This window comes from Curtobacterium sp. PhB137 (genome assembly GCF_003814955.1).
GTDB lineage: Bacteria > Actinomycetota > Actinomycetes > Actinomycetales > Microbacteriaceae > Curtobacterium.
In genome coordinates this window covers 118,452-130,339 of the sequence record NZ_RKQO01000008.1, presented here as the reverse complement: position 1 = coordinate 130,339, position 11,888 = coordinate 118,452, and the positions used below count along the sequence as shown (strand labels likewise).

Annotated in this window: 10 protein-coding genes; 6 read left to right on the top strand and 4 right to left on the bottom strand. The window is 69.8% G+C overall.

All coding sequences use genetic code 11. The annotated features are described in order from the left end of the window. Position 1: 1 nt before the first annotated feature. Positions 2–1,621, bottom strand: coding sequence for an ABC transporter substrate-binding protein (locus EDF28_RS15050; protein WP_123938850.1), 1,620 nt, complete (start codon positions 1,619–1,621; stop codon positions 2–4). A gap of 32 nt (positions 1,622–1,653) precedes the next feature. On the opposite strand from EDF28_RS15050, the gene EDF28_RS15045 reads away from it, so the two are divergent. Beyond that, on the top strand, positions 1,654–2,253 hold the full coding sequence (locus EDF28_RS15045; protein ID WP_123938849.1) for a TetR/AcrR family transcriptional regulator: 600 nt from the start codon (positions 1,654–1,656) through the stop codon (positions 2,251–2,253). Positions 2,254–2,276: 23 nt separating this feature from the next. Here EDF28_RS15045 and EDF28_RS15040 read toward each other — a convergent pair whose 3' ends face one another. Continuing rightward, a complete protein-coding gene (locus EDF28_RS15040; RefSeq protein WP_123938848.1) occupies positions 2,277–3,311 on the bottom strand; it encodes a cation diffusion facilitator family transporter in 1,035 nt (344 codons plus the stop codon). Positions 3,312–3,555: 244 nt separating this feature from the next. Here EDF28_RS15040 and ileS point away from each other — a divergent pair, with 244 nt between their 5' ends. From ileS to EDF28_RS15015, 5 genes are read left to right on the top strand one after another with little or no spacing between them, the layout of a single operon-like run. Then, positions 3,556–6,810 carry an isoleucine--tRNA ligase gene (gene ileS, locus EDF28_RS15035; RefSeq protein WP_123938847.1) on the top strand — a complete coding sequence of 1,085 codons (3,255 nt, stop codon included), beginning with the start codon at positions 3,556–3,558 and terminating at the stop codon, positions 6,808–6,810. Then, positions 6,807–8,264 (top strand): folylpolyglutamate synthase/dihydrofolate synthase family protein, encoded by a 1,458-nt coding sequence (locus tag EDF28_RS15030; RefSeq protein WP_185094260.1) that lies wholly within the window; start codon positions 6,807–6,809, stop codon positions 8,262–8,264. Before ileS ends, EDF28_RS15030 begins: the two co-directional genes overlap by 4 nt. Then, positions 8,261–8,746, top strand: coding sequence for a DUF4233 domain-containing protein (locus tag EDF28_RS19610; RefSeq protein ID WP_123938846.1), 486 nt, complete (start codon positions 8,261–8,263; stop codon positions 8,744–8,746). The genes EDF28_RS15030 and EDF28_RS19610 overlap by 4 nt, the downstream gene beginning before the upstream one ends. A 38-nt stretch (positions 8,747–8,784) precedes the next feature. Further along, the gene (gene ndk / locus EDF28_RS15020; protein ID WP_111084529.1) at positions 8,785–9,204 is read left to right on the top strand and encodes a nucleoside-diphosphate kinase; all 420 of its coding nucleotides are present in this window, start codon (positions 8,785–8,787) and stop codon (positions 9,202–9,204) included. A 19-nt stretch (positions 9,205–9,223) separates the two neighbouring features. After that, positions 9,224–10,072, top strand: coding sequence for a thioredoxin domain-containing protein (locus EDF28_RS15015; RefSeq protein ID WP_123938845.1), 849 nt, complete (start codon positions 9,224–9,226; stop codon positions 10,070–10,072). 72 nt (positions 10,073–10,144) lie between these two features. Here EDF28_RS15015 and EDF28_RS15010 read toward each other — a convergent pair whose 3' ends face one another. Then, positions 10,145–10,996, bottom strand: a complete 852-nt coding sequence (locus tag EDF28_RS15010; RefSeq protein ID WP_123938844.1) for a thioredoxin domain-containing protein — start codon at positions 10,994–10,996, stop codon at positions 10,145–10,147. Positions 10,997–11,118: 122 nt separating this feature from the next. Continuing rightward, positions 11,119–11,721 carry a vitamin K epoxide reductase family protein gene (locus EDF28_RS15005; RefSeq protein WP_243649877.1) on the bottom strand — a complete coding sequence of 201 codons (603 nt, stop codon included), beginning with the start codon at positions 11,719–11,721 and terminating at the stop codon, positions 11,119–11,121. Positions 11,722–11,888 lie beyond the last annotated feature (167 nt).

The following is an 11,888-nucleotide window of genomic DNA, read 5'->3' as shown; positions in this document are numbered from 1 at the left end:
GTCAGCGGTCGATCCAGGCCGTGCCGAACCAGGGCGTGGACACCGAGGTCGTCTGGATGCCGTGCACGGCCGAGCGCACCAGGAAGTGGTTCTGCTGGTCGTAGAGGGGCAGCACGGTGTCGCTCGCCAGGATCGTCTTCTGCGCCTGCTCGTACAGGTCGGCGCGCTCGTCGGCGTCCGAGGTGCGGGCCGCCTGCTCGAGCAGGGTGTCGAGTGCGGGGTCGTCGAGCTGCGCGAGGTTCGCGAAGTACCCGGACGGTGCCGGCTCGATGCTCGCGCTGTCGTACAGGATGCGCAGGACGTCGGGGCCGACCTTCGTGTACGGGGCGCTGACCACGTCGTACTCGTTCGCCGCGAGGGCCGCGTACCAGCTGGACAGGTCGAGTTCGTCGAGCACGACCTTGAACCCGACGGCCTTCTCGGACGCCTGGATCTGCTGGAACAGGCTGCGCTCGGCCGGCACCGACTGGTTCGTCGACACCGGGAACGTCACGGTGAGCTGCTGGCCGTCCTTGACACGGATGCCGTCCGACCCGACCTTCCAGCCGGCGTCGTCGAGCAGCTGCTTCGCCTTCGACGGCGAGTAGTCGAACCGGCTCTTCTCCGAGTACGCCAGCGGTTCGGCACTCGAGAGCACGGAGTACGAGCGCTTCGCGGTGCCGAGGAACAGCGACTGCAGGCCGGGGTCGATCTCGGCACCCGCGATGAACGCCTGCCGCACGGCCTCGTCACGGAACACGCCGTGGCCGGAGTTCAGCTCGAGGCGGTTCGAGGCACCGGGGCGCGGGGCGTCGAGGTCGCGGATGGCGCCCTTCGCCGACGCTGCCTTGAGCTGGTCGGGCTGGGCGTTGTCGATGACGTCGACCTGGCCGGACTGCAGCGCCGCGTAGCGCGACGTCGAGTCGGGCAGGAACCGCCACGTGATGCCGGACAGGCGCGGCTTCGTCGTGCCCCAGTGGTCGCTGTTCTTCGTCAGGGTGACGCGGTCGCCGTGCTTCCATCCGGTGACCTCGAACGGGCCGGTGCCGACGGGCGACTCGCAGTTCGTCGCCTGCTTGCGTTCGAGCGCCTTCGGGGACTCCATGCCGACCCACGGCTGCGAGAAGGACTCGAGCAGCGCGCTGTCCGGACGGCTCAGCGAGAGCGTCACGGTGTGGTCGTCGGTGGCCGTCGCCTTCGTGATGGACTGCAGCGCGAGGTACCCGGTGCTCGACGCGGTGGCCGGGTCCTGCACGTGCTCGATGTTCGCCACGACGGCGGCGGCGTCGAACGGGGTGCCGTCGGTGAAGGTGACGTCGTCGCGCAGCGTGAAGGTGAGGGTCTTGCCGTCGTCGCTCGTGGCCCACTTCGTCGCGAGCTCGGGCGTCGGCTCGCCGTCTTCGAGCCCGACGAGCTCCTCGATGTACTGCGTCGCCAGGAGCGCCTGCGGGTAGTTGCCGCCGACGTGCGGGTCGAGGCAGGTGGGCTCGGCGTCGCCGGAGGCGTACGTCAGGGTCCCGCCGCTCATCGGCTTGCTGCTCGTGGTGCTCGTCCCGGCGCCGCTGCACCCCGCGAGGACGAGGACGACGGCGGTGGCGCTCGCGACGGCGGCGACGGTTTTCTGTACTGAGTCCAAGATCATGGCTGGACGAGTCTAGCGGTTTACTGGGGCACATGGACGAACCGATCCGCCGCGGTGGCCGCCCTCGACGCTCGAGCGCCGAGGTCCTCGCGGACGCCGCTGCCGAGCTGTTCCTCGAGCAGGGGTACGCACGCACCACGGTCGACCAGATCGCCGTGCGTGCGGGGGTCAGTCGCGCGACGTTCTTCAACTACTTCACGGCGAAGTCGGACGTGATGTGGCTCGAGCTCGACGCCGCGGTCGCGGGGCTGCCCGGGTACCTGGCGGCCTCGACCGAACCCAGCGCGGTGCGTGCGGTGGAGCAGGCCCTGCTCGCCGCGGCCCGGGCCCACGACCCCGAGCGGGTGCCGTGGGCGGTCGCGCAGGCCGAGGTGATGGGCATCGGCTCCGAGCTCGTCGCCGGGGTCGCCGTCCGGGTGATGGCGCAGCACGGGGCCGTCGCCGCCTTCGTGGCCGGGCGCACGGGGGAGCAGCCGGGGTCGCTCTGGCCGCAGACGGTCTCGGGCGCGGTGCTCGGGGCGGCTGCTGCGGCGTTCGGGGTGTGGGTCGCCGACGGGGTGGCCCGCCGGCCGCTCGTCGAGTACGTCGCGGCGGCGCTGACCCCGGTGGTCGCCGGCCTCGACGCCCGCTGACGCCGGCGACGGGCGCCCGCGCGTCAGTCGGTGCGCAGCGTCCCGGCGCCGCCGGCGGCCACGTCCGAGGCCGTCCCGTCGCGCACCACCTCGGGCACCTCGTCGCTCGTCGGCCGCAGCGAGGCGTCGCCCGGGTAGCTCAGCGTCAGCACGGCTTCCTCGATGTACGGGCTGTCCTCGAGCGACTTCTCGACGTCGCGCAACCGCACCGCGACGTGCTCCTCGTTCTCGTTGCCCGTCAGGTCGACGGCGGCGACGAGGTACACCCGCGACGGTCCGACGAACTCCAGGTGCAGGTAGGTGACGCGTTCGATCTGCGAGCGGCCGAGCAGCTCGACGAGCACGGCGTTCTCGAGCTCGGGCGACGTGCTCTCGCCGAGCAGGAAGCGGCGGTTGCGGTCGATGAGGATGATCGCCACGACCCCGAGCAGCAGGCCGATCGCGATGGACCCGATCGCGTCGAAGATCGCCAGGCCGGTGATCTGGTGCAGGAACACCCCGAGGAACGCGACGACGAGGCCGATGAGCGCAGCGGCGTCCTCGGCGAACACGGCCCGCAGCGTCGGGTTCGAGGACTGCAGCACGTGGCGCAGCACCGGCACCTTGCGCTTCGTCGCCGCTCCGTGCGCCTGGCGGTAGGCCTGCAGGAAGCTCGTGCCCTCGAGGCAGAACGACAGCGCGAGCACGATGTAGTTGAGCAGGACGTCCTCGGCCGGACCCGTCTCGCCGAGCTCGGAGATGCCGTGGTAGATCGACACGATGGCGCCGGCGGTGAACAGCCCGAACGCGGCGAACATCGACCAGATGTAGGTCTCGCGTCCGTACCCGAGCGGGTGTGCGGTGTCGCGCTTCCGCGCGCCCCGTCGTTCGGCGACGAGCAGGAAGATCTCGTTGCCGGTGTCCGCCCACGAGTGCGCCGCCTCGGCCACCATCGAGGCCGAACCCGAGATGAGCGACGCGATGGTCTTTGCGATCGCGACGAGCAGGTTCGCGCCGAAGGCGATGATGACGGTGAGGGAGGACTCCGGGCGTTCGCCGGAGGCAGAGTCGTCGGGCATCCCTCCAGCATGCTCCCGTCCGCTAAACTCGTGTCACACGAGCGTCGATCCGGCCATCACCGGGGAGCTCCCGGAAGAACGCGGTCCGCGCGAGCGGCTCGTCAGTAGAACCGGGCGGACCGGGCCGCACCGAACCCGAACACGAGCGGTCGTGACGTGCGGACAGCACGGCGTGGCAAGCGAGGTGGTACCGCGGAGCCTGCTCCGTCCTCGTGGAGATCGAGCGAACCCACAAGGAGTCCCGGTGCCGTACCCGTTGAACGCCGATGCCGATGGCGTCGTCCCCTCGCCGTCCTTCCCCGCCGTCGAGCGGGGGATCCTCGCCTTCTGGAAGGGCGACGGCACGTTCCAGGCGTCCATCGACCAGCGCCAGGGCTGCGACGAGTGGACCTTCTACGACGGCCCGCCGTTCGCGAACGGCCTGCCGCACTACGGTCACCTGCTGACCGGGTACGCGAAGGACGTCTTCCCGCGCTACCAGACGATGCGCGGCAAGCAGGTGCATCGCCGCTTCGGCTGGGACACCCACGGGCTGCCCGCCGAGCTCGAGGCGATGCGCCAGCTCGGCATCACCGAGAAGCACGAGATCGACGAGATGGGCGTCGACGTGTTCAACGCCGCCGCCAAGAAGTCCGTGCTGCAGTACACCGACGAGTGGCAGCAGTACGTCACCCGCCAGGCGCGCTGGGTCGACTTCGAGGACGACTACAAGACGCTCGACACGACGTTCATGGAGAGCGTGCTGTGGGCGTGGAAGCAGCTCTGGGACAAGGGCCTGGCGTACGAGGGCTTCCGGGTCCTGCCGTACTGCTGGAACGACCAGACGCCGCTGTCGAACCACGAGCTGCGCATGGACGACGACGTCTACAAGATGCGCCAGGACCAGTCCGTCACGGTGTCGTTCCCGCTGCAGGGTGCGCGCGCCGAGTCGCTCGGGCTGGCCGGCGTGCGAGCGCTCGCCTGGACGACGACCCCCTGGACCCTGCCCACGAACGCCGCGCTGGCCGTCGGGCCTGCGGTCTCGTACGTGGTGCTCCCTGCGGGGCCGGGAGGCGCGGCTGACGGCGCCGACGCCGGTTCCGTCTCGTACCTGTTGGCTTCGGACACCGTGGCCGCCTACGCGAAGGACCTCGGCTACGAGACGGCCGAGGACGCCGCTGCCGCGGTCGTCCGCACCCTGACGGGTGCGGAGCTCGACGGCGTCGAGTACGAGCGCCTGTTCGACTTCCTCGCCGAGACCGAGGGCATGGAGCACGCCTGGCGCATCCTGGTCGCCGACTACGTCGAGACCGGCGAGGGTACCGGCATCGTGCACCAGGCTCCGGCCTACGGTGCCGACGACCAGGTGGTCTGCGCCGCCGCCGGCATCCCCGTGGTGCTCTCCCTCGACGAGGGCGGGGTCTTCACCTCGCAGTTCGGCGAGGTCGCCGGCATGCTCTGGTCCGACGCGAACAAGCCGCTGACCAAGGCCGTCCGCGACGCCGGTCGTCTGCTCCGCCAGGCGTCCTACGAGCACAGCTACCCGCACTGCTGGCGGTGCCGGAAGCCCCTCATCTACAAGGCCGTGTCGTCGTGGTTCGTGCGGGTCACCGACTTCCGCGACCGCATGGGCGAGCTCAACCAGGACATCAACTGGGTGCCGGAGAACGTCAAGGACGGCCAGTTCGGCAAGTGGGTCGGCAACGCCATCGACTGGTCGGTGTCGCGCAACCGCTACTTCGGCACGCCGATCCCGGTGTGGCAGTCCGACGACCCCGAGTACCCGCGCACCGACGTGTACGGCTCGCTCGAGGACATCGAGCGCGACTTCGGCCGCCTGCCGCTGAACGCCGACGGCGAGGTCGACCTGCACCGCCCGTTCATCGACGACCTGACCCGCCCGAACCCCGACGACCCCACGGGGAACTCGACGATGCGCCGGATCACCGACGTGTTCGACGTCTGGTTCGACTCCGGGTCGATGCCGTACGCCCAGGTGCACTACCCGTTCGAGAACCGGGAGTGGTTCGAGTCGCACAACCCGGCCGACTTCATCGTCGAGTACATCGGGCAGACCCGCGGCTGGTTCTACGTCATGCACGTGCTGTCCACCGCGCTGTTCGACCGACCGGCCTTCAAGAACGTCATCAGCCACGGCATCGTCCTCGGCTCGGACGGCCAGAAGATGTCGAAGTCGCTCCGGAACTACCCGGACGTCTCCGAGGTGTTCGACCGCGACGGCGCAGACGCCATGCGCTGGTTCCTGATGTCCTCGTCGGTGATCCGCGGCGGCAACCTCGTCGTCACCGAAGAGGGCATCCGCCAGGGCGTCCGCGAGTTCATGCTGCCGCTGTGGTCGACGTACTACTTCTTCACCCTCTACGCGAACGCATCGGGGGAGTCGGGGTACCAGGCCACCCGTCGAACGGACAGCACCGACGTCCTCGACCGGTACCTGCTCGCGAAGACCCGGGTGCTCGTGTCCGACGTGCAGCAGCACCTCGACGCGCTCGACACCCCGCTCGCTGCCCAGGCCGTCCGTGACTTCGCCGACGTGCTGACGAACTGGTACGTCCGCCGGTCGCGCGACAAGTTCTGGACCGGGGCCGACGGTGCGGCAGGGGACGACGCCCGTGCGGCCTTCGACACCCTGTACACGGTGCTCGAGACCCTGACCCGCGTCGCGGCCCCGCTCGCCCCGCTCGTCACCGAGGAGATCTGGAAGGGCCTGACCGGTGGTCGGAGCGTGCACCTGACGGACTTCCCCGACGCGGCCGAGTTCCCCGCCGACGACGCCCTCGTCGCGGCGATGGACCGCGTGCGCGACGTCGCCTCGAAGGGCCTCGCGCTCCGCAAGGCGACCGGCAAGCGCGTCCGGCTGCCGCTCGCCACGCTCACCCTCGTGGTGCCGGACCCGGCGGCGGTCGAACCGTTCGCCGACATCCTGCGCGACGAGCTGAACGTCAAGCGGGTCGTGCTCGAGGCGCAGGCCGAGGAATCCCTGGCGCAGTACGGCATCGAGCGGAAGCTGACCGTCAACGCCCGCGTCGCCGGCCCGCGCATCGGCAAGGCCGTGCAGCAGGTGATCCCGGCCGCGAAGAAGGGTGACTGGACCGCGACCGAGTCCGGCGTGACCGTCGGCGGTGTCGACCTGGTCGAGGGCGAGTACACGCTCGACCTCACCGTCGCCGACCCGTCGGTCGCCGTGGCGTTCCTCGACGAGGGCGGCTTCGTGGTGCTCGACACCGTGACCACGCCCGAGCTCGAGGCCGAGGGGCTCGCCCGCGACGTCGTCCGTGCCGTCCAGCAGGCCCGGCGCGACGCCGACCTGGACGTCAGCGACCGCATCGTCCTGACCCTCGGGGTCGACGAGGCCGCCGACGCGTCGGTGCGCACCCACCAGCAGCTCATCGCGGGGGAGACCCTGGCGACGAGCGTCGAGATCGTGCCCCTCGGGGCAGGCGCCACCACCGATGTCGGTGACGGCGCGAAGGTGACCGTGGAGGTGTCACGCGCATGAGCGACGACGACCAGTACGACGAGCACGACCAGCACGACGAGGACGGCATCCGGATCCCGGTGGGGCCGTCCGGAGACGCCCCGGTCGAGGCCGTGCCGTACGGCGGTGACGACGACGAGGTCAAGCGCGTCGAGGCCGCCCTGTACGCCCGGATCGGTGAACAGTCGCCCGAGCACCGCCTGACCGCGACCCGTCGCGCCGTCGAGCTGCTCGGCGACCCGCACCTGGCGTACCCGGTGATCCACATCACCGGCACGAACGGCAAGACGTCCACCGCGCGCACGACCGAGAGCATCGTCCGTGCCCACGGTCTGCGCACCGGCCTGATGACGAGCCCGCACCTGGTGTCGATCCGGGAGCGCATCGTCATCGACGGGCAGCCGATCGAGCCGAGCCGGCTCGTCGAGAACTGGGACGACATCGCCCCGGTCCTCGAACTGACCGACCAGGAGCTCACCGCCAAGGGCGAGCTCCCGCTCACCTTCTTCGAGGCACTGACCGTCCTGGCCCTGGCGTGCTTCGCCGAGGCGCCGGTCGACGTCGCCGTGATCGAGGTCGGCATGGGCGGCGAGTGGGACTCCACCAACGTCGTGCAGAGCCAGGTCGCGGTGTTCACGCCGATCGCCATCGACCACGCGAAGCAGCTCGGCAGCACGGTGGCGGAGATCGCGCGGACCAAGTCCGGGATCATCAAGCCGTCGTCCGCCGTGGTGTCGAGCGAGCAGGTCCCCGAGGCACTCGTCGAACTCGAGCGTGCCGCCGAGCTCACCGAGTCGACCCTCGCGGTCGAGGGCACCGGTTTCAGCGTCGTGGACGTGACGCCGGCGGTGGGCGGTCAGCTCATCACCGTGCAGGGGATCGCCGGCCGCTACGATGACCTGTTCCTGCCGCTGTTCGGTCGGCACCAGGCGCACAACGCGGCCGTGGCGATCGCCGCGGTCGAGTCGTTCCTCGGTCGGGGCACCCAGGCGCTCGACGAGGACGTCCTGTCCGAGGGCCTCGCCGGTGCCACCAGCCCCGGTCGCCTCCAGCCGATCGCCACCGACCCGACCGTCGTGGTCGACGCGGCGCACAACCCGCACGGTGCCAAGGCCCTGGCCGAGGCCCTGCCCGTGGCGTTCCCGTCCGAGCACGTCGTCGGCGTCGTCGGGATCCTCGGCGACAAGGACGCCCGCGGGTTCGTCCGCGCGCTGAAGGGCACCGTCGAGACCTTCGTCGTCACGCAGCCCCCGGGGGAGCGTGCCCTCGACGCGGACGCCTTCGCGAAGGTCGTCGTGGACGAGGTCGGCGCGGACCGTGTCGTCGTCGAACCGTCGCTCGCCGCCGCGCTGCAGCAGGCACGCGACCTGGCGGACGAGGCGGACGCCGAGGACGCCCTCGTGCTCGTCGCGGGCTCCATCGTGATGGTGGGTGCGGTCATGGACCTGGTCCACCGGGAAGGCGAGACGAAGTGACGAACGCACCACGTCCCCACGAGCACGGCCAGCCGACCTCTCCGCAAGCTCCGCGGTCGTCTGGAACCGGCTCGCGTGGGCCCACCTCCCGGCCGGGGCGCGCACCGCGCACCCGGAAGCCGCGACGCGACCGCGGGGCGCAGGAGAGCCTGCTGTCGATCGCGCTCGTGCTCGAGGCGATCATGTTCTTCTTCCCGATGCTCGTCGTGTTCGGCAAGGGGACCCTGCCGCCGGCCCTGGCGTTCGGCGGCGGCATCGGTGCGATGGTCGTGCTGGCGCTGGCCTCACGTCTGACCGGCAACCCCGCCGGTGTAGGGTTCGGGTGGCTGCTGCAGGCGGCCATCCTCGCCACCGGGTTCATCGAACCGTTCATGTTCGCGGTCGCCGTGGTGTTCCTGGCGCTGTGGGTCTTCTGCTTCGTCAAGGGCGGTCAGCTCGACCGCCAGAACGCCGCGCGCCGGGCCGCCATGGGCGAGGACTGACCACCCCTCCGATCCCGCGAACACACTAGGAGTACTGCGTGTCCGACCTCGAAGAGACCCTCGTCCTCGTCAAGCCCGACGGCGTCGCCCGCCAGCTCACCGGTGAGATCCTCCGCCGCATCGAGTCGAAGGGCTACGAGATCGTCGACCTGAAGATGCTCACCGCGCCGCGCGACCTGTTGGACGCGCACTACGAGGAGCACCAGGGCAAGCCGTTCTTCGAGCCGCTCGTCGAGTTCATGCAGTCCGGTCCGGTCGTCGCCGTGCGCGTCGCCGGCAACGGCGTGATCGCCGGCTTCCGGTCGCTCGCCGGCACCACCGACCCCACCAGCGCCGCGCCGGGCACCATCCGTGGCGACCTCGGTCGCGACTGGGGCCTCAAGGTGCAGCAGAACCTGGTGCACGGGTCGGACAGCACCGAGTCGTCGGCGCGCGAGCTCGCGCTCTGGTTCGCCTGAGACGCCGGGGGAACGACTCGTGACGAACAACGACCGACCCACCAAGAACGAGCGTCGTCAGCACGCGCGTGAGGTCTCGCGCCAGCGCGCCGACGCCGAGAAGCGTCGCAAGCGCCGCAACAAGTGGTTCCTGCAGGGCGGTATCGGCCTGGGCATCATCGCGATCGCCGCGATCATCACGCTCGTCGTGGTGAACGTGAACAACGCGCCCGCCGTGTCCGCTGCCGGGCCGAAGAACATGGCCACCGGCGCGATCCAGTTCACCGGCGAGGGCGGCGAGGTCACCCCGGTGACCACGAAGGCCGTCACCGCGAAGGGAACCCCGTCGGCAGTCCCGACGTCGAACACCGACGGTGCGGTCGCGGTCACCGAGTACGTCGACTGGGCCTGCCCGGTCTGCAAGCAGTTCGAGGCCGCCTACGCCGACCAGATCCTGGACAAGGTGAAGTCGGGCGACGCGACGCTGGCCATCCAGCCGGTGTCGATCCTCGACCGCAGCTACCAGAGCTCGCGCTACGCCAGCCGGGCCGCGAACGCCGCGATGTGCGTCGCGAACTACGCGCCGGACAAGTTCCTGGACGTCCAGACGCAGTTCTTCGACAACCAGCCCACCGAGGGCACCTCGGGCCTGACGAACGCCGAGATCGCGAAGCTCGTGCAGGCGGGCGGCGCGACCGGGTCGAACGTCTCCGAGTGCCTGTCGACCGAGCAGTTCAAGGGCTGGGTGACCAAGTCCACGAAGCTCGTCACCGCGGACGAGGCGCTGCAGGGCACGCAGGGCTTCGGCACGCCGACCGTGGTCGTCAACGGCAAGCGTCTCGACGACCTCAGCACGGTCATCACCGCGATCGACGCCGCGGCGAAGTAGCACCACCCGCACGAGCGAAGGCCCACGCTTCCATCCGGAAGCGGGGGCCTTCGTCGTCGCGCTGCCTCGTGCCTACGCGGCGCCGCCGTTCTGCTCGACGAACGACGCGAAGGCGTCGGTGTCGGTCAGGGAGCCGGTGAACTGCTTGCCGTTCACGATGATCGTCGGGGTGCTCGTCACCTTGTCGAGTGACGAGTTCGGGATCGGGTCGTTCATCACCCGGTTCGTGGCGTCGGCGACCCACCCGGCGAAGTGCTGCCCGGTGATGCACGAGGTGACCTTGCTGTTCGTCGCGCCGGCGTCCTTCGCCAGGGACGCCAGCTCGTCGTTCGTCAGGCCCTTGGTGCTCTCGGACGGCTGGTTCTCGTAGAGCGACGTGTTGTACGACAGGAACGCGTCGGGGTCGTAGTCCGCGACACAGGCGGCCGCGGCGGCGGAGCGGGTGGAGTACTTCGACCCGAGCGACACCCGGTCGAGCAGGTTGAACGGGTGCAGTTCGAGCGTCGCGGACCCGGCCTTCACCCACTGCTCGATCTGGTCCATCTGCGCCGTCTCGAACTGGTTGCAGTACGGGCACATGTAGTCCGAGTACACGGTGATGTTCGCCACCGAGTCGTCCTGCTCCGTCGCCGTCGGGGTCCCACCGTCGGGTGTCGCCTTGGTCTCGACGGGCACGATCTCGCCGCTCTGGCCGGTGAACAGGATGCCGTCGCTCGCCATGTTCCGCGGCCCGGGCCCCGCGGGTTGCACCGAGTTCGCGATCACCAGGACGACCACGGCGACGACCGCCAAGCTGCCGACGATGATGCCGCTGATCCCGAGCGTCTTGTTGCGGCGACGTCGCGCCTGCTCCTGCACCCGGGCTTCGCGAGCGCGCTCTCGGGCGGCGTCGCGACGGACCTTCTTGCTCTCGTTCTCGCTCATCGAGATCGAGCGTAGGTGCTGCCCGGAGATCGATCGGGCGTCCTGCCTGGGAAGCCCCCAGGAATTCGGTGACGCGTCATCGATGCATCATGGGCGCCGCATCGGGGACGCCCAGCGGTGGATCAGAAGACCGTCAGGATGGTCGGGAACTTGATGATGATCGTCACGATGATGAACAGGTAGTTCGCCAGCGGGAACGCCCAGCAGAACGGGAGCAGTGCCCGGCCGACCCGCTGGGTGCGGGCACCGAAGCGGCCCTGCGCGGCGTTCCAGATCGTGAACACCCAGAACATCGGGATCGTCATCGACCACACGAGCATGCACCACGGGCACAGCGCGCCGATGAACCAGACGGTCTGGGTGAAGAGCCACGTCACGAAGACCCACGCCAGGAACACGCCGGCGTTGAACGCGATCCAGAACCACCGCGAACCGTTGCGGAAGCCCGCGAGCATCATCACCGCGACGGCGATCGGCGCCACGAAGCCCATCACGCCGAGCAGTGGGTTCGGGAACCCGAACAAGTGGCCCTGCCAGCTCGCCATCACGTCCGAGCAGCTGATGAACGGGTTCACGTCGCACGAGAGCACCGTGTCGGGGTCGGCGTACTTCTTGAACTCGTCGAGCACCAGGGAGAAGGACCCGTACAGGCCGACGAACCCGGTGATCAAGAGGAAGACGGCCATCGCGATCGGACGACGGGGGGCAGGCGCTGACGTGCTCACGCCGTCATCATCGCATGCGGCTTCCGGTCCTTTCCGGGAGCGGCGTGCGATACTGGCCGGAGGTCGTGCGGGCAACCGCAGACCGAAGAGAGCTTTCCGGGCAGTGCCCCACGGGGCAGTGTCCGGACGATCAGGTGCGGTGAGAGCGCACCGTGGTCGGGACAGCG

Excerpts from the sequence above, each read along its gene's own strand:
- EDF28_RS15050 (WP_123938850.1), bottom strand. The coding sequence starts at position 1,621 with ATGATCTTGGACTCAGTACAGAAAACCGTCGCCGCCGTCGCGAGCGCC.
- EDF28_RS15045 (WP_123938849.1), top strand. The coding sequence starts at position 1,654 with ATGGACGAACCGATCCGCCGCGGTGGCCGCCCTCGACGCTCGAGCGCC.
- EDF28_RS15040 (WP_123938848.1), bottom strand. The coding sequence starts at position 3,311 with ATGCCCGACGACTCTGCCTCCGGCGAACGCCCGGAGTCCTCCCTCACC.
- EDF28_RS15030 (WP_185094260.1), top strand. The coding sequence starts at position 6,807 with ATGAGCGACGACGACCAGTACGACGAGCACGACCAGCACGACGAGGAC.
- EDF28_RS15010 (WP_123938844.1), bottom strand. The coding sequence starts at position 10,996 with ATGAGCGAGAACGAGAGCAAGAAGGTCCGTCGCGACGCCGCCCGAGAG.